The sequence below is a fragment of the Vibrio penaeicida genome, from assembly GCF_002933855.1.
In the GTDB taxonomy this organism is placed as follows: domain Bacteria; phylum Pseudomonadota; class Gammaproteobacteria; order Enterobacterales; family Vibrionaceae; genus Vibrio; species Vibrio penaeicida_A.
The window spans coordinates 1-17,092 of record NZ_BFAQ01000060.1 but is presented as its reverse complement, the minus strand read 5'-3'; the positions used below and the strand labels follow the sequence as shown (position 1 = coordinate 17,092).

The 17,092-nt window shown below is 47.4% G+C and carries 16 protein-coding genes and 1 riboswitch; of the genes, 2 read left to right on the top strand and 14 right to left on the bottom strand.

All coding sequences use genetic code 11. The features are described 5' to 3' along the window. Positions 1 to 29: 29 nt before the first annotated feature. Positions 30 to 1,364 carry a hypothetical protein gene (locus VPNCDNU1_RS27255; protein ID WP_104403317.1) on the top strand — a complete coding sequence of 445 codons (1,335 nt, stop codon included), beginning with the start codon at positions 30 to 32 and terminating at the stop codon, positions 1,362 to 1,364. A 37-nt stretch (positions 1,365 to 1,401) separates the two neighbouring features. Here the strand turns inward: VPNCDNU1_RS27255 and VPNCDNU1_RS27250 are convergent, their stop codons facing one another. From VPNCDNU1_RS27250 to metK, 14 genes are all read right to left on the bottom strand, one after another. Next, the gene (locus VPNCDNU1_RS27250; RefSeq protein WP_104403299.1) at positions 1,402 to 2,097 is read right to left on the bottom strand and encodes an endonuclease; all 696 of its coding nucleotides are present in this window, start codon (positions 2,095 to 2,097) and stop codon (positions 1,402 to 1,404) included. An 86-nt stretch (positions 2,098 to 2,183) separates the two neighbouring features. Then, positions 2,184 to 2,684, bottom strand: a complete 501-nt coding sequence (locus tag VPNCDNU1_RS27245) for a SprT family zinc-dependent metalloprotease (RefSeq protein ID WP_104403298.1) — start codon at positions 2,682 to 2,684, stop codon at positions 2,184 to 2,186. A gap of 53 nt (positions 2,685 to 2,737) precedes the next feature. Next, entirely contained in the window at positions 2,738 to 3,535 is a 798-nt protein-coding gene (locus tag VPNCDNU1_RS27240; protein ID WP_104403297.1) for a DUF2189 domain-containing protein, read from the bottom strand. Between the two features lie 334 nt (positions 3,536 to 3,869). After that, positions 3,870 to 5,174, bottom strand: a complete 1,305-nt coding sequence (locus VPNCDNU1_RS27235; RefSeq protein WP_104403296.1) for a cobyrinate a,c-diamide synthase — start codon at positions 5,172 to 5,174, stop codon at positions 3,870 to 3,872. Positions 5,175 to 5,201: 27 nt separating this feature from the next. After that, entirely contained in the window at positions 5,202 to 5,978 is a 777-nt protein-coding gene (gene cobM / locus VPNCDNU1_RS27230; RefSeq protein WP_104403295.1) for a precorrin-4 C(11)-methyltransferase, read from the bottom strand. A 1-nt stretch (position 5,979) separates the two neighbouring features. Next, a complete protein-coding gene (gene cobJ / locus VPNCDNU1_RS27225; protein ID WP_104403294.1) occupies positions 5,980 to 6,798 on the bottom strand; it encodes a precorrin-3B C(17)-methyltransferase in 819 nt (272 codons plus the stop codon). Between the two features lie 2 nt (positions 6,799 to 6,800). Further along, entirely contained in the window at positions 6,801 to 7,643 is an 843-nt protein-coding gene (locus VPNCDNU1_RS27220) for a sirohydrochlorin cobaltochelatase (RefSeq protein ID WP_104403293.1), read from the bottom strand. Positions 7,644 to 7,691: 48 nt separating this feature from the next. Continuing rightward, positions 7,692 to 9,296: a cobalamin biosynthesis protein gene (locus VPNCDNU1_RS27215; protein WP_104403292.1), complete on the bottom strand. Its 1,605-nt coding sequence runs from the start codon at positions 9,294 to 9,296 to the stop codon at positions 7,692 to 7,694. Further along, positions 9,296 to 10,081: a precorrin-2 C(20)-methyltransferase gene (gene cobI, locus VPNCDNU1_RS27210; RefSeq protein ID WP_104403291.1), complete on the bottom strand. Its 786-nt coding sequence runs from the start codon at positions 10,079 to 10,081 to the stop codon at positions 9,296 to 9,298. Before cobI ends, VPNCDNU1_RS27215 begins: the two co-directional genes overlap by 1 nt. Before the next feature lie 52 nt (positions 10,082 to 10,133). Next, on the bottom strand, positions 10,134 to 11,408 hold the full coding sequence (cbiE, locus tag VPNCDNU1_RS27205; protein ID WP_104403290.1) for a precorrin-6y C5,15-methyltransferase (decarboxylating) subunit CbiE: 1,275 nt from the start codon (positions 11,406 to 11,408) through the stop codon (positions 10,134 to 10,136). Continuing rightward, complete coding sequence (locus VPNCDNU1_RS27200; protein WP_104403289.1) at positions 11,405 to 12,064, bottom strand: precorrin-8X methylmutase; 660 nt, start codon at positions 12,062 to 12,064, stop codon at positions 11,405 to 11,407. Before VPNCDNU1_RS27200 ends, cbiE begins: the two co-directional genes overlap by 4 nt. Further along, positions 12,061 to 13,260: a cobalt-precorrin-5B (C(1))-methyltransferase gene (locus tag VPNCDNU1_RS27195; RefSeq protein WP_104403288.1), complete on the bottom strand. Its 1,200-nt coding sequence runs from the start codon at positions 13,258 to 13,260 to the stop codon at positions 12,061 to 12,063. Before VPNCDNU1_RS27195 ends, VPNCDNU1_RS27200 begins: the two co-directional genes overlap by 4 nt. Positions 13,261 to 13,368: 108 nt before the next feature. Beyond that, a riboswitch (cobalamin riboswitch) is annotated at positions 13,369 to 13,499 on the bottom strand. Positions 13,500 to 13,601: 102 nt separating this feature from the next. After that, entirely contained in the window at positions 13,602 to 13,817 is a 216-nt protein-coding gene (locus VPNCDNU1_RS29215; protein ID WP_237324235.1) for an ATP-binding cassette domain-containing protein, read from the bottom strand. Positions 13,818 to 14,071: 254 nt separating this feature from the next. Continuing rightward, positions 14,072 to 15,223, bottom strand: a complete 1,152-nt coding sequence (gene metK, locus VPNCDNU1_RS27185; protein WP_104403287.1) for a methionine adenosyltransferase — start codon at positions 15,221 to 15,223, stop codon at positions 14,072 to 14,074. 319 nt (positions 15,224 to 15,542) lie between these two features. On the opposite strand from metK, the gene tkt reads away from it, so the two are divergent. After that, positions 15,543 to 17,092, top strand: a 1,550-nt coding sequence (tkt, locus tag VPNCDNU1_RS27180) for a transketolase (protein ID WP_104403286.1), incomplete at its 3' end; no start/stop codon positions are given.

Genomic DNA, 17,092 nt, shown 5'->3' with positions numbered 1-17,092 from the left:
TTGATTTTAAAAATATAAATAGAGTTAAGATGAAAAAAAAGAATGCGTTAGCTGTAGGCGGTGCTTTGATGGTATTACTTTCTGGGTGTGGTGGTGGGAGTTCTTCAGAAAACCCAGGTAGCCTGGCATCGCCAAACATAAAGGGAGATCCAAGTTTAGATAAAATTTCGACTTACCAAACTTCGGCTTTATCGAATGATATGCTTGAGTGTGTCAAACTTTACAAGAAGCGTCAGTCTTGTTCGCTAGATAAAATTCGTCCAATTGGTGTTGAGAAGCCTGGAGACCTTTCAATTTCAGATATCCAAGAAAGACTAGTTGTCTCTCACAATTGGATGGGTGATAACTTTATTAATGCGTTAAAAAGTATCAACGATCAGGATTTCCTAAACCTGTTTAAACCTCTCAATGCTATCGTTTTGAGTTATGATATCAGACCTTCTTTCTATCATACGTATACCGCTGCTATTTATATCGATCCAAGATATTTGTGGCAGAATAAAGCAGAGTGGGATTCGATTTATAAGCAGGATGACTTCCGTTCTGACTTTAGTTCAGAGTTCACTTACGATAGTGCTAATCGTTTTATTTATCCAAATAGTAAAGAATACGTAACCTACAGCAATACCTACCATTCAGCGAATAATGCGTGGCGTGCATCCCATCATATTGCACCAGGACTGTTCCGACTATTAGCTCATGAACTGGCTCATGCTAATGACTACCTTCCTCCTGCTTACCTGTCACAGGTTGGTGACAGCGGTTCTGTTTTCAGTGCAATGCGTGATAATGCCAACAAAGTCCACACTGAACTGCAATCAAGCCACCCATTAACTTCATCATTGTTATTGGTAGCAGCGGAGATTGCTTTCCATGGCAAGTCAATGACTGATCAAGCTCGAAATTCAACAGGAGAAATTGCGGGAAGTGAGTTTAAGCCCGATGGTGCTGCGGCTTTTTACGGCTATTCAACTAACCGAGAAGATGTAGCAACGTTGTTTGAGTCATATATGATGTTTAAAAAGTACGGTGCGATTTCTGATGTCGCGTTCATATCTATCCCTAAAACTAAAGAATATACCTGTAATGATTGGAAAGTTTTGTGGGGAGAAAGGCACCGTTTGGCAGATGACAATGTGCGGACAAAGACTATATTCGTTGCTCAACGTTTAACTGGGAAAACAGAGTCTGAAGTGATTTCAAATATGCCATCCACTGTGGCTGATGTCAGTACTTTGACTCCAGGTCTTGGTTGGTGTGAGTCACGTACACAGAATAGTTCAAGCTCCTTTATGGGTTTGTCAAAATCTGATGTTTCTAAACATCCGTATGACTATTTAGATGATATAGGGCGAAAGCACTAGAACAACTTATTAAGCCCCGAATTTCGGGGCTTTTTACTCAGCTCTTACAATTCTCGTAAACAAAAGGATTGTGGTTGCCTTGTATCTTATATATGCGCTCATCACGCGTGCATTCCCATTCATCGACAGGGAATTGCGTGTTCCACACTTTCATTAAATTGGTTTGTTGCTTAGAAAGGCGAAATCCATATTCTTTACTCATGTAAAGGTATGTACGTGCGATAGATCCTTTGGCTCTATCTGGTGGCATAACCTTTCTTTGTTTGAAATTGACCTGTACTTCGCATTGACCATAAGTCGCGCCATCGACGCCATTCCATTGGCTGAAGTTGTAATTGGAACGATCGCCATTAACTTCGCCAATGGTGGGAGTCAAATTGTGAAGGTCAGCCTCCATTGAGCGAAAAACTTTGTCTTTTTTGGTGCAGTTCTTTCTTCCGCCAGTTTGCCAGCATTGTCGCTGATGACCAAATTGCCACGCAGGTACTACGTGCTCCCATTCAATTCGAGAAGCGCGTTTTAGTTGTTTCCGTACTTCATAACCGCACCCTTTTAGATCAGGTACGCCTTTTTTCCCCTTCCATTGAATATCGCATCCGCAGTAAAAGCTAATTGGATGATCAGCGTAAATTTTAACGGCTTCTCTTTTGGCTTTTGAAAATGATGAGGGTGGGGCAGCAATGGTGGTGGCACTGAAGAGAACCAATGCAAGAAAAGAATATAGTAGACGCATAGTTATTGATAATTAGGATTATTAATAACCTGAGTCTAGCAACTACGTGATATTTTTATCTATAGATATAAAAGAAATTAACAAACTTAAGACAATTGAGTGCCTGTAAATTTGAGGTCGTGCTGACAGGCTTTACAGCGATAACTGGTTTCTCCTCTCAGAACCTTATTGTGTCGACGGATAGATAAGGGATGGACTTGGCAACCACATTGGTATTCGAACGTTTTCCCTTGAACCCCTGTAACGTCAAAGCTATGTGTTGTTTTTGCTGGGATACCTAATACAGATTCCATGACATATTGCCATTCTTTACCGTGGGGTTTGACTCGACCAAAGCATTGGTAGGTAATCAGATGTGCGACTTCGTGCGGGATAACTTCTTGTAGAAAGGCTATCTTATTCTCTTTAAATAAAGCGAGGTTAAGGCGAATTTCCCATTGTTGAAGATACGCTTTTCCAGCGGCTTTACCCCTGACATTAAAGTTCCAGGTAGGCTGCACAAAGGGTTTGTGAAATACACGTTCTGCTTTTCTGATGCACTGTTTGATGATTTGTTCGATCAAGTAGTGTGTTGTGGGATCTTGCATAAAATAACAGCCTCTAGATTGAGGCTGTTATTGTACTTAAATCTGCTTATTTGTTAATGATGCCGGCGTTGAATCGTCGCTTCATAGCCGTGCCATGTTCCATAACCCAATATTGGCATTACGACCATCATTCCAAGTCCGAATGTGGCAAAGCCTATAATCAAACCACCACAAATAATAGCAGCCCAGACAATCATCGCTGGGATGTTTGATTTAACCGCGTTAAAGCTTGTAAATATGGCAGTCATAATATCGACTCTGCGTTCCATCATCATCGGAATAGAGAAGACGGATATACAGAAAATAATAGTAGAAAGTACAACCCCTATTAAAGATCCGATAACAAGAAACGGTAAGAACTCAGAAATAGGTGCCCCTTCAACAGAAGGGTATAAAGCGTGCAATAATGCTGCGATCCGCATCCAGAAAATCATGGCAATACTGAGCATGAGGGCAAACCCCCACTGAGAGACGGAGTTTCTCCCAATAGCATGTATTGAATGCATTAACCGGGGTTTATGACCTTTCTCGAGCTCCCAAGCAGCATCATATAGTCCAAGAGCGAGGAAAGGACCGATGAGCATATAAACGATAAGGCTTGGCAATACAACAAGATGAGTGCCTTGCCAGTAGACTAAACCAACCACTCCTATCGCAGCGGCGGTAAAGCATAAACCGTAAAATGCGCTGATAAGTGGTGTTCTCATTAGGTCGTGAACGGCCATTGCAAGCCATTGAAAAGGCTCAGTGATGCCGACTTTGTTACAAGGTATGGTTTTGGCGTATTCTGAATCTGGAATGACGTGTTCTTTTTTATCAGATGCGTCATTTGGACTGAGTGTACGAGGCATAGACCCTCCATGACCGATTCTGTTTGAACTCCGGAGTACTCAACGGGAGTGGAGTTTACTCACAAAACCGAGTTTGAATTTCCCCAAGGCGTGCCGACCTTTAGTGGTTCAACTTTCTCAACCGGGGGCACACACCCTTCATTCATAGGTACTCGATGTCTCGCAGGCAATCAATTTTGTATGCGGCACATCGACGTTACAACGCTAACAATATCCTTTCTTTAAGAAAGGTTGTTAACATTATGTTAACTATTAACTATCCGCAGATAAATATCAAACTTCTTTCGGCTCAATTCTGGGATTTGTTATTGATCGCAAGAGAGATGGGTTGACTTCAGAATAAAGTGCCTCGAAAGATTTTTACAATAAGATCAGGATTATAAGGAAAATACCAGTGTACATATGAAGCAACTGTGGCGTGTTTTACCCATACAGGATCGGTTGGGGTTCCGTATTGAGAGAGTGGTTCGGTCAGTACTTTTTCTTCGCTAACGGTTTTTGAATAGTGAAAAGTGTGTCCGCGTAATGGTTGACCATGGATACTGGCTTCCAAAATGCCTAGAGCAGCCAGTTTATTTTGCATATAAGCGTTGGCATTCAAAGCGCCCACTAAATTTTTCGTCTGATCGCTCTTATTTGTCAGTGTTTTGTTGAGATAAAGCATGCCACCACACTCGGCAAGACAAGGCTTTCCCTGCCTGATGTGCTCAAGGATCTGTTGATTCAGAGACTCGTTGCTCGCCAGTTTCTCCATATATAGTTCTGGGTAGCCACCTGGTAGGTATAGCGCATCACATTGGGGTAGCTCGTCCTGCGCAAGGGGCGAAAAGTATTTCAGCGTTGCGCCTAATGATTCCAGCAGGTCAATGTTCGCCTGATACAGAAAAGCAAAGCTGGCGTCGTTGGCGATAGCAATTGTTTGGCTTTCTAGTGTGCCTGTGATTTCTGGTTTGGATTGGACAGGTAGATGAAATGATTGGGGAGGGGGTAAGGGAATGTCACCAAACTCGTTAATCAATTGGGCAGCGCGATTCAGCCGTTGCTCTACGTCATCCAATTCTTGTGCCTGCACCAGTCCGAGGTGACGCTCGGGTAGTGAAAGATCCATATCTTTGGGTAACCAACCGCAAAAAGCGGTTTCTGGTTTCAGGCTTTCTTTCAGCATTTCAGAATGCCTTTTTGATCCCACACGATTCGCTACTACCCCAAAGACATCAACATCATCCCGGTAAGTCGACAAACCATGCACCAAAGCACCAAAGGTTTGTGCCATTGCGCCAGCATCCACCACCGCTAGCATGGGTAACTGAAATTTGGCGGCAATATCAGCACTTGAGCACTTGCCATCAAACATACCCATTACGCCTTCGATAAGAATAACATCCGCTTCCTGTGCCGCTTTGTAGAGCAAACGCTGACACTCTTCTTCTCCGCACATCCATAAGTCCAGTTGATAGACCGGAGCCCCTGAAGCGATAGACAGAAACTGAGGATCGATAAAGTCCGGACCCGTTTTAAAGACGCGAACTTTTTTTCCCTGTTGTGTCAGTGCTCGCGCCAGCGCAGCAACAACAGTGGTTTTTCCACTTCCAGATGACGGTGCCCCGACAACCAGAGCGGAGCAATAAGCGGTTTCCATTTGTTTTTCCTTATCTTCAGCTACCAATTACTCAGATTCATTCGTGACGATGCGCGCCTGTCGACAGGCGTGTGAGAACGTGGGGTCATAAAGTTTTGAATCGACAAAACTGTTGTCGCCCAGCACTTTGCTGACAATAATCATTGCGGTTGAGCGAATCCCCTCATCATGCATGATTTGAGCAATGGTGCTTAATGTACCACGGAAAATGCGTTGCTCAGGATGGCTGGCTTTCTCGACCACTGCGACGGGCCAGTCAGGTGGGTAGACATCGGACAGTTCTCTCACGACTTTGCGAATGAGTGTGGCGCTGAGAAATAAACATAACGTTGCCTCATGAGACGCCAGTGAGCGCAAGTTCTCTTTCTCTGGAACAGGTGTGCGACCTGATGCTCGGCTGAGGATTATGGTCTGACACTTTTCCGGAAGCGTCAGCTCTTGCCCGAGTGCAGCGGCGCTGGCCTGAAATGAACTCACCCCAGGTACGACCTTCCAGTCGATTCCTAGCTCATTTAAGCGGCGAGTTTGTTCAGCCAACGATGAGTAGATAGAAAGATCACCAGTTTGAACTCGGGCAACATGTTCCCCTTTTTTGTGAGCGATCTGGTAAACACGAGTCAGATCATCCAGATCCATGTCCGCAGAGTTGTAAACCTGCGCATCAGGTCGAGCGCGATCAATGACCGCTCTGGGCACCAGGCTACCTGCGTAAACCACAACGGGGCACTCTTCGACAAGCCTTGCTCCTTTCACGGTGATCAAATCTGGATCGCCCGGACCAGCACCAATAAAATAAACCGTCATGTCAGTTCACCTCATCTTTGATTTTCAGTGAGTGTCCACGTTTCTGCCCGTCGAGTACCGACCCGTCTTTAAGCTGATATTTATTGGTGTAGCCTCTGGGGGTGATGATCCAGTCACCAAAGCGATAGCTGTTACTATTGCCAACTACTACTGCCGCATTCATACCAAATTCCACCTGAGTAAATTCAGCCAGAGTAGTCAGTGTGACTTGCTGATCTTCGCGGTAGGCGGCATTGACGACGGCAACGGGTGTACTTGGATCTTTATGTTTCAGCAAGATCTCACGAGCAGTTTCGATATGTTGGGTTCGCTTTTTGGATCTCGGGTTATAAAACGTGATGGCAAAATCAGCGATAGCAGCGGCTTCAATGCGCTTGGTGATCACATCCCAAGGGGTGAGCAGATCCGACAAAGAGATGGTGCAACTGTCGTGACCGAGCGGAGCACCAACCAATGATGCACATGCGTTGGCTGCGGTAATTCCGGGGATAATATCTAACTCAATTTGCTGATTTAATTGAGGGTTTTGCTCAAGCAGCTCCAGCACCAGTGGCGCCATGGCGTACATGCCCGAATCTCCTGAGCACACCAGAACCACTTGCTTGCCTTTGGCGGCTTCTTCCACCGCCGCCTGCGCCCGATCCCACTCGCGTGTCATCCCACTTTGGATGACTTCCTGCTCTACAATCAGTGCGTCGATAAGCTCAACATACGCCTTGTACCCTGCGACCACATCAGCGGTTTTAATAGCGTGCTGCGCAGCTGGTGTAACAAGATCAATAGAGCCCGGTCCAAGACCAACCAAGGTTAATTTTGCCATGGCTAGAGCACTCCTTCGGGAGCGTTCAGACGAATCAATCCTTCTTTAATTTGCCTGTCGAGAACGTCCAGAAGCTCAGGCATGTCCAGCATACAGAATTTGTCACCTTGAACAGGTTCGGCAATTTTAACTTCGGCATCCTGAGACAAAGCTTTTTTGATCTCGTTGAGATCATTAATAAAGTGGTTACCTGAAACCAAAAGTAACGGAACTAAGTTCAGTACTGGCTTGCCACCGCCGGTATGGAGCGTTTTTATGCGTCGGAGCATTTCATCTTTCAGCAATTGGAAAGGCCACGCCCCTTCGAGTGAACAGGCGAAGTTGCGTTCAGACAGGCTACTCAGAAAGTCAGCGCTGTAGTGAATCGCCTGATGCCCCGAGTTGTCGAGCATTGGGGCACCGTGATGAATGAACACATTAAAATGCTCTCTGGGCATGAAACGTTCGTGCAGGGCAGAAATCAGTCGGGTGGCGAGCTGGCTGTGGTGCATGATGGCTGGTGTCTGCTCGATACGAGCTAAGGAGAATTGCTTGAATCCGTCGACAATGGATGTCAGGTATCGATGTTCATCGGTCGGGAACAGATAGACAGAAACCACTAGAATTCGCTCATAACCCTGCGTATCGAGATCAGCCAGAACTTGCGGAAGGCTAAAACATTGATTGTCTTTACGCGCCAGCTTTTTGATCACCATTTTCGAGCTGGTGGCAACACGAACATGAATGTCGGGGTAGGTCTCGCGAACACGCTCAGCCAAGTCTTCATACCGCTGCTGTTCAATCACACTGCCAAAGCAGCTAAGAACAATGGCGGTGCCTTGATTGTAATGACGAAGTCGTTTCATGGGTTAACTATCCTTATTTTTGTGTTGGTCTTATTGTTTGTATTGGTCTTATAGCTTGTTTTGGTCATCGGCACTTTCGATAGGTGCGATGTATTGCGGAGCGAGCCATTGTTTGAGTGGCTTACGCTCGACCAGATGTGTGAAAAGTTCTTTCCAGGCCTGCTCGGTGAACTGATCAATCCCTTTCACCCATATGCCGTTGTTGATGGGCGTTTCATTGGGTTGAAGGCGTTCGTAGATCACCATCGCCGCACGGTTTCGGCAGGTGCCTGCGCAGTGTGTACGGCTGATTTTGATTCGCTGCTCTCCACTGGCAAAACCAAGTGATTTGAGCACTTGCCTGAGGTCATGAGCGAGGTTCTTACTGCCTTCTTTTGCGCAGCGTCCTCCCTCGCAGAGCAGAATGTGGTGGCGGTGATAAAGCATGGGGCGGTTGAGATCGACGTGCTTGGGTTTGCACTGAAATCCATCAACCACTTCGTTGCCATGCAGATTGATTTTGACGTCTTTGTCGAGCCAGTTTTTCCACTTCTTTTTGGCAAGAGGTTCGTCATAAGTGATGCGACAGCAAGCAAGAGTCATGTTGAAGCCATCCTGCTTGAACTTCCATTTAGGGACGAGGAGTTGAGTACGGGCAGAATGTTTGAGAGCAGACGCTTCTGCCACTGATGAAACGCCCGTAATTTTCTTTACGTAATCCGAAGGGTTCTCAATCCCTGCCACTCCATCTAACTCACTGGCAGAATAAGTATGAAATGGAATCTGCTCCTGTTCAGAGAGCGCCAAAATACCTTGTTCGTTGGCTTTTAATGCGATACTTGCCAGTGCAGAAATGCTGTATTTAGACAGGTTATGCTCTTCAAGAAATTGATGAATGCCCGTCTGAAGTACCTGCAGCGGGATATTGCGATCGCATCCAATACCAAGGACTAATGACTTAGGTCGCCACAGTACGGTTTTGCTTTGCCACAACGCATGGCCCTTTGGGGTCTCCTCATCTGAAATAAGCACCAGTCCATCCCATTCAGTAGGATCCACTTTCGTGAGATCTGCATGAGACAAATCCGGGTGCGTTATGATGTGTCGGGGCATAGAGCGTTTGTGCTGCCACCAGTTTTGTTCACCAGAATGCTGAACAATCAATACACGTTTCTCGTTGACGACGGCAGCACTGGTTGCCGTGATGGCTGGCTCACACTCAGGAGCGAGCGTCCAGCCAAAAGGGGCTCCCAACATATCAACCGACAGGTTGCCAGCGACATCCGATGCGGTAGTAATCACAGGCGTGGCACTAAGCGCTTGTGATATATGCAGTGCAATGGCATTTGCTCCGCCTCGATGACCTGAAAGCATTGGAATCACAAACTGCCCGTGGTCATCAATGCAAATAACCCCCGGGTCGGTTCGTTTGTCCCGAAGAAGGGGGCCTATCATTCGGCTAACGATCCCTGCTGCGAAAAAGCAGATATGGTGGTCGTAATCGGCAAATTTTTCGGTAAAGAAGCCAGATAAAGGTAAGGTAAGAATATTGGCATCTGGGTATTCTTCTTTCCCCACAGGTGCGACGAACACGTCTGCAAACGGATAGGTTTGTGCCAGCCGTCGAGCCTGCCTTGCTCCGTGCAAAGTAATGGCATAAATCGCAATCTTCATCAGGCTCTCCTGCCTTCAAATACGGCACAGGGTTGCGACTGCGTTGTACCTCGAAGTACTCCGCGACGTGAGCGGACAGAGAGCTGAACCATTGAAAAATAACGGTGCTCATTCGGCACATCGTTAAGATCGGTGTATACCTCCTGTTGCTCGGTGGTAGCGTGAGAAACATAGGTTGCGCAATCCAGCATGTTCATAGCCTGAAGCTGTTGAGTGAGCTTAGGAATAACTCGACCGGCCTTGATGAGCATGATGGTGTCGAAGTCGATTACTAGCCTCTCAAGACATTCCAGCCCCCAAGTGGCGGGAACCACACAGAAACGCTCCTGACCGTCTGCCAGTGGGATTTTGGTCTGAGATGGGATTGCCGTAACCGAGGTAATGCCCGGAATGATCACTGGATCGAGCTCGGGCAAAATCTCAGAAAGCTCTTCCTGAATATAAGCCCAAGTGCTGTAGACGGAAGGGTCGCCCTCGGTCGCAAACGCGACGGATTTACCTTGCCTTAGCAGGTACGCAATAGTTTCAGCGGCTTTTTGCCAGGCGGGAATATTGATATTGGGATCTCGCGTCATCGGGAAGTGAAGAAACAACACTTCACCTTGCATGTCGCTTCTTCTAAGGCTGCCATCGACAATGTGTTGAGCAAAGGACTGCTGACTCCCGGCGTCTTTTTCTGGGAAGGCAACGACGTCAGCTTGGCTTAAAATACGGTGTGCTTTTAGCGTTAATAGCTCTGGGTCGCCTGTACCCACACCAACCGCATACATAGTTCCTAATTTCATTTTGACTTTCTCATTATTGTATTTTTATGTTGTGTTTTCCTGACCGCGGTATTTATCCAGCCTGCGGTTTGGTGAATGTGAATAAGTGAATAGGGTTCTCTGCCTGATAACGTGTGTAATGCGCCAGAGGAACTCCGTTAGAAACAGCAATCAGCTGAACGTGAGTCGGTGCCTGGTTCTCTTTGCTCCACTGATGAAGCTCGCAGGTAGAGTCGACCGTGACGGCAGAGCCAACAATGACACCTCCGGGTTTTAGTACCTCCCAGCAGGTATCCAGAATTGACTTCATATTGCCTCGGCTTCCTCCAACAAAAATGCTGTCGGGTGCTGGGAGATGTTCAAGTTGGTTAGGCGCTTTATCCTTAATCAATCTGACATTGTCTGTGCCGTGAGCTTTTAGGTTGGTTTCGATTGACTCGTAACATTCCGGATTGGACTCGATGGTGAACACCTGCCCCAGATAACATTGTTTCGCCGCTTCGATAGCGACAGAGCCAGAACCCGTACCGATATCCCATACCACGGATTGGGGCTGTATGCGCATTGACGCAAGAGCTAAATGGCGAACAGGCTGCTTAGTGATTAGCCCACGTTTGGGGGTTCGCTTCATAAAGTCATCATCATTGGCGTACTGACCAGCTATCCCCCAGGCATGAGGCTCCGATCTATGTAGAATCAGTATATTGAGCGAAGAAAAGTCCTCTGAAGCACATCTGGCAAGATCGTCTAACGACCATTTCGTAACTTTTTCTTCGGTTGATCCCAGATTCTCACATACCCAAACCTGCCAGCCTTGCTGGGTGTAGTTGATAAGATGTGCCGCAATTCGTGCGGGGTGGTTATGAGCATCGGTTAACAGGCAGTAACTCGTTCCCCACTGGATTTGGCTGGCGAGCCCCTGAATGACGTCGTCATGCTGTTTACGGCCATGCAGCGAGATGGCTTTCATATCCTGCCACGGGAGCCCGACTCGACTGCAGGCCAGTTGCATGGATGACGGGGAGGGAATAAAGCGCACTTCGTGATGAGGCAGCTTGTTCAATATCGACTGACCGATACCGAAGAAAAGCGGGTCGCCAGAGGCAAGCACAACAACACCACCTTCCTCACTTTCTTCTAATACCTGGGCAAACCAAGGTTGGTAGCCCTGATTCATGGACAAACGTTCCCCTTTGAATTGTGGGAACCACTCCAGAAGACGGTCGTTACCTGCGATGACTCTTGCCGATTCCACGGCATTCACTGCTCGGCTGCTTAAGCTCAGGCACCCGTCTTCGGGCACGCCAACTATCGTGACAGCGGCATTTGGTAACGTCGCGCAAGTCATTGTATCGACTCCGCGAGCAGAGCGTGGATGGTGGACACCACCAGCGGGCTGCCCCCCTTGCGACCCAGGCTCGCAATGTAAGGCACCTGATTTTGCTCTGTCAGTGCTTGTTTGGATTCATCGGCTTTAACGAAACCCACGGGGATACCAATGATTAATGCGGGCTTTGCCTCGCCAGCTTCTATCATTCGAAGCAGTTCCAGTAAAGCAGTTGGAGCGTTCCCGACCCCGACAATGGCACCGTCAAGTTGTCCGCTATCTCGTGCATAACGCATGGCGTGAATCGCACGTGTCTCTCCAGTCGCTTTTGCGGATTTGATTACGTCGGGATGGCTGATGAAGCAGTGTGCTTGATTACCATAAACTTTTAGCCGAGCCAGATTCAGACCTGTGACGATCATGCTGACATCCGTGATGATATTGGCGCCAGATTTAAGTGCGGAAATTGCTGTATCAATGGCGTTGTCGCTGAATCGATAGAGCTGTGCGTATTCGAAATCGCCTGTGGTATGAATGGCGCGACGAACGACATTCCATTCACCCTTTTGAAAAGAATGCCCCCCGTGAAGCGTCTCTATTTCGTGGTCGATGATCGAGAACGAGTCACTTTCTATTTGCTGCCCTTGCTTGGTCATTTGACGCATATCATTGGTCATTGAGCCTCCTGTTGAGTGGCATGGGTATTTGATGAGTCTGGGGTTTTCGGTATATCCCCTTTCGGACAAGCGTGCTTCGCCAGTAAATCGCCATTAAAGTCGATCAGTTTGAATTCGATACTCACAGCGTGTTTCACGTAGATGGCGGCATGTTCAGCCGCTTGTTGGCACAGAACGGATAAAAACAGAGAGTTAGGAGCTGAGCGAGTGCTTTGCGCTTCTTTCCATATTTCAAGCACATGCCTTCCCGTATTGGCTTGCCTGACCTCGTTGGCAAAGTCACTCGATTCGCCTGCCTGAATGGCGAGATCAGCCAGCAGTGAAAAATCGATCGCTTTGCCTGAAACATGAGTCATCATGTGCCCTGCCACCATTTTTCCGAGCTTGCCAATCATGGCAACGACGGTCACTTTATCTACCTGATAGCGTTTGGCAGAGCGAAGCCCTACGCCGACAAAGTCCCCAGCCTGAATAAAACACATTGAAGGGTAATCGGGGAGCATGGTCATTGCTGATTTTTCCGTTCGCGACCCAGTAGTAAGCACTAAATGGTTCTGCCCATTCTGCCGAGCGATCTGAACCGATTGACGGACAGATGCCGAGAACGCGGATGTTGAGTAGGGCTTCACCGTGCCGCGTGTACCCAGAATGGAGATACCTCCGATGAGCCCCAGCCTTGGGCCAATCGTTTCCTTAGCCCGCTCTTCACCATCTGGAACACAAATTTCCAAAGATATGCCCGCAGCTTGCCTTTGCGATGAGGTGGACTGATTCCACTCCAGCATCACCATATCCAGAATGTTTTTGCGTGGAACTGGGTTGATGGCCGCTTCTCCAACTGGAAGCTCCAGACCGGGTAGTGTCACCCGCGCGACACCAACCCCTCCTTCTATGGTGAACCCGGGAGTAGGTTGCCATCGAGCAATGCACTGAATGTGCGCTTCATGAGTACAGTCAGGGTCGTCGCCCGCATCTTTAATAACACTGGCGGTTACTGTTTGTTTTGTTGTGTGGATAAAAGCCACTTTAAACGTAGCGGGTTCACCGTTAGGTAAGATGATGGAAATGTAGTCAGGCTGGTGGCTTGTCAAGAGAGTCTGAACCGCTGCTCTGCTAGCCGCTGCGGCGCAAGTTCCTGTGGTAAATCCACTTCGGAGTTCTGACTTGTTTTTTGAGCGTTTAACTTTCGTGACCACTGTATTCTCATCTAAGCTAGCGAACTTTTTTGAATACAGAGCGCTCCCTTGATCTCACAAGGAAGTAAAAGGTATTTGAGTAATCCCGCTCGGTATTCATGTGTGTTCAGGTATTCTGACTTACGGTGTCGAGGTGCTCGCTGCGGTTTACTCCTTCCCAAATCCTTTGATTCAGTGGCTCGTAAAACGCTCATCGCTTACAGCTGCGGGTACAGTTCAGGAGTTTCACCTGATTCCCTGAGGGTTGTTTACATTACAATCTACGTTTTATATCTAAGTACCTTGAGGTCTCCTAGGTATACTGTCTCTCCGTTTGATAGTCGCTATCTCGCTTCTCTCCATCAGACCGATAAAACCCACGACACGGATGATCGAGACAAAGCATGAAGTCGCAATTGCACAGACAACAAACACAGTGGTTTGAGCGGTTCATCCAAAACCATAAGTACGGTTTGTTGGTATAAGGCTCTAGCGATATGTGCCTGCTGCTTCTGACCTCCCGATAATTGCCCAGTATTTATTTCTTTGAATTTGAAGATCCGATGTATGAAGCACAAGTGCTTTTTGTAACTGGACAGAGCGGCAGTGGCAATGGAGCATGAGCAGCAGAGAATGATATTTATTTAGTGCGTCTCTGCAATCTATCGGGTTAACGTTTGCATGACTTTGATCTAGGCACGTAAAATCCCCACAAATTCAAATTTATGACGTAGCGGATATATAGAGCTGAAATGGATAGTTGTTGGATATAAGAAAGCCTCTGAAAATCAGAGGCTTTTGAATAAGTTATGTGCTAGGAAGGTTAAGAACTTTACAGGCCAGCAAACTCACGCAGTACTACTGCTTTGTCTGTTGCTTCCCATGGGAATTCTTCACGACCAAAGTGACCGTAAGCCGCTGTCTTCTTATAGATAGGCTGAAGTAAGTTCAGCATTTCTTGGAGACCGTATGGACGTAGGTCGAAGTTCTGACGAACCGCTTCAATGATGATGTTGTGTGGCACTTTTTCAGTACCGAACGTTTCCACCATAATAGACGTTGGATCAGCAACACCGATAGCGTATGAAAGTTGAATTTCACAGCGATCAGCTAAACCTGCTGCCACGATGTTTTTTGCAACATAACGCGCCGCGTATGCCGCACTGCGGTCTACTTTTGATGGGTCTTTACCAGAGAATGCGCCGCCGCCGTGACGAGCAGCACCACCGTAGGTATCAACAATGATCTTACGACCAGTCAAACCACAATCTCCCATAGGACCGCCAATTACAAAACGACCAGTTGGGTTAATGAAGAAGTTGGTTTCTTTGTTCAGCCATTCAGAAGGCAAAACAGGTTTAATGATTTCTTCCATAACTGCTTCACGCAGGTCAGGCGTAGAAATAGAGTCACAATGCTGAGTTGAAAGTACGACCGCATCGATACCAACAATTTTTCCTTGATCGTACTGGAAGGTTACCTGAGATTTTGCATCAGGACGCAACCATGGAAGCTTACCGTTTTTACGGACTTCAGCCTGCTTCTGAACCAGTAAATGTGAGTACGTAATTGGAGCGGGCATGAATACATCAGTTTCATTTGTCGCGTAACCAAACATAATGCCTTGGTCGCCTGCGCCTTGCTCTTTAGGATCCGTTTTATCGACACCTTGATTGATGTCTGGGGATTGTTTACCGATGGTGTTCAGTACTGCACAAGAATCGGCATCAAAGCCCATGTCAGAGTGTACGTATCCGATTTCTCGAACGGTTTGGCGAGTCAGCTCTTCGATATCAACCCAAGCTGAAGTGGTAATTTCACCACCTACCATTACCATGCCAGTTTTCACATAGGTTTCACACGCTACGCGAGCTTTAGGATCTTGCTCAAGAATTGCGTCAAGGACGGCATCAGAGATTTGGTCTGCAATTTTATCTGGATGACCTTCTGAAACTGACTCAGAAGTGAATAGGTGCTTTGCCATGATAGCTCCACTTTTAAAGTTTGAGAGACCGATTATTCAAATCCATCTCGCTTAATTACATTAATTTATGTAGGTGTTTCTACATCTAGACGTCTATTCTAATTTCGAATTGATAGAATTCAAGCAAATTTTGTACATATCTCATAACCAACCGTTTGCGCAAGTAAACGTGTTTTCGAAGATGTTCGCGTGGAATGTAGGAAAAGGGTAGCAAATGTCACGAAATGGTAGGTAAATCGATTGCAGCACCTATTGTGCTTTGCGACAATACGCCCTCACAATTTCTCTTTCAATTCGCTTAATGCATTCAGGAGCAGACATGTCTTCTCGTAACCTTCTTTCAAACAAAGAGCTAGCTAACGCTATTCGTGCCCTCAGCATGGATGGCGTTCAAGCTGCAAACTCTGGTCACCCAGGTGCACCAATGGGTATGGCAGATATCGCCGAAGTACTGTGGCGTTCTCACCTAAACCACAACCCAACTAACCCTGAATGGGCAGACCGCGACCGTTTCGTTTTGTCAAACGGCCATGGCTCTATGCTGATTTACTCTTTGTTGCACCTTGCAGGTTACGATTTACCAATCGAAGAGTTGAAGAACTTCCGTCAGCTGCATTCAAAAACACCGGGTCACCCTGAGTACGGTTACGCGCCGGGCATCGAGACCACGACAGGTCCGCTTGGTCAGGGCATCACTAACGCCGTGGGCATGGCACTGGCAGAGAAATCGCTTGCTGCGCAGTTCAACAAAGACGGTCACGATATCGTGGACCACTTTACTTACGCCTTCATGGGTGATGGCTGTCTGATGGAAGGTATCTCACACGAAGCATGTTCTCTTGCAGGTACGTTAGGCTTGGGCAAGTTGATTGCGTTCTGGGATGACAACGGCATTTCTATCGACGGTGAAGTAGAAGGTTGGTTCTCCGACGACACCCCTAAGCGTTTTGAAGCATACGGCTGGCATGTTATTCCAGCCGTAGACGGTCATGATTCCAACGCCATCAACTCAGCAATTGAAGCGGCCAAAGCGGACCCTCGTCCGACGCTTATCTGTACCAAAACCATCATCGGTTTCGGTTCGCCAAACAAGTCGGGTTCTCACGACTGTCACGGCGCACCATTAGGTCATGAAGAAATTGCAGCAGCACGTGAGTTTTTAGGTTGGGAGCACGGTCCTTTTGAAATTCCGCAGGAAGTTTACGCAGAGTGGTCTGCGAAAGAAGCAGGCGCAGCTAAGGAAGCAGCGTGGAACGAGAAATTTGCAGCTTATGAAGCAGCATATCCAGAGCTTGCCGCCGAGTTCAAACGCCGAGTAAACAACGAATTACCAGCAGAGTGGGAAGCGAAAGCAAGCCAAATCATCGCAGACCTTCAAGCCAACCCAGCTAACATTGCGTCACGTAAAGCGTCGCAAAACGCGCTGGAAGCGTTCGGGGCTATCTTGCCTGAATTCATGGGTGGCTCGGCTGACCTTGCCCCTTCAAACCTGACCATGTGGTCTGGTTCTAAATCACTGACGGCGGAAGATGCATCGGGCAACTACATTCACTACGGTGTGCGTGAGTTCGGTATGACGGCCATCATGAACGGTATTGCTCTGCACGGTGGCTTCGTACCATACGGCGCGACTTTCCTCATGTTCATGGAATACGCGCGTAACGCGATGCGCATGGCAGCACTGATGAAAGTGCAGAACATTCAAGTGTACACGCACGACTCTATCGGTCTGGGTGAAGACGGTCCGACTCACCAACCGGTTGAGCAAGTGGCATCTCTACGCCTAACGCCAAACATGAGCACATGGCGTCCATGTGACCAAGTAGAATCGGCGGTAGCGTGGAAACTGGCTATCGAACGCAGAGATGG

Bases quoted from the DNA above. Each gene is read 5' to 3' on its own strand.
- VPNCDNU1_RS27255 (WP_104403317.1), top strand. From the start codon at position 30: ATGAAAAAAAAGAATGCGTTAGCTGTAGGCGGTGCTTTGATGGTATTA.
- VPNCDNU1_RS27250 (WP_104403299.1), bottom strand. From the start codon at position 2,097: ATGCGTCTACTATATTCTTTTCTTGCATTGGTTCTCTTCAGTGCCACC.
- VPNCDNU1_RS27245 (WP_104403298.1), bottom strand. From the start codon at position 2,684: ATGCAAGATCCCACAACACACTACTTGATCGAACAAATCATCAAACAG.
- VPNCDNU1_RS27240 (WP_104403297.1), bottom strand. From the start codon at position 3,535: ATGCCTCGTACACTCAGTCCAAATGACGCATCTGATAAAAAAGAACAC.
- VPNCDNU1_RS27235 (WP_104403296.1), bottom strand. From the start codon at position 5,174: ATGGAAACCGCTTATTGCTCCGCTCTGGTTGTCGGGGCACCGTCATCT.
- cobM (WP_104403295.1), bottom strand. From the start codon at position 5,978: ATGACGGTTTATTTTATTGGTGCTGGTCCGGGCGATCCAGATTTGATC.
- cobJ (WP_104403294.1), bottom strand. From the start codon at position 6,798: ATGGCAAAATTAACCTTGGTTGGTCTTGGACCGGGCTCTATTGATCTT.
- VPNCDNU1_RS27220 (WP_104403293.1), bottom strand. From the start codon at position 7,643: ATGAAACGACTTCGTCATTACAATCAAGGCACCGCCATTGTTCTTAGC.
- VPNCDNU1_RS27215 (WP_104403292.1), bottom strand. From the start codon at position 9,296: ATGAAGATTGCGATTTATGCCATTACTTTGCACGGAGCAAGGCAGGCT.
- cobI (WP_104403291.1), bottom strand. From the start codon at position 10,081: ATGAAATTAGGAACTATGTATGCGGTTGGTGTGGGTACAGGCGACCCA.
- cbiE (WP_104403290.1), bottom strand. From the start codon at position 11,408: ATGACTTGCGCGACGTTACCAAATGCCGCTGTCACGATAGTTGGCGTG.
- VPNCDNU1_RS27200 (WP_104403289.1), bottom strand. From the start codon at position 12,064: ATGACCAATGATATGCGTCAAATGACCAAGCAAGGGCAGCAAATAGAA.
- metK (WP_104403287.1), bottom strand. From the start codon at position 15,223: ATGGCAAAGCACCTATTCACTTCTGAGTCAGTTTCAGAAGGTCATCCA.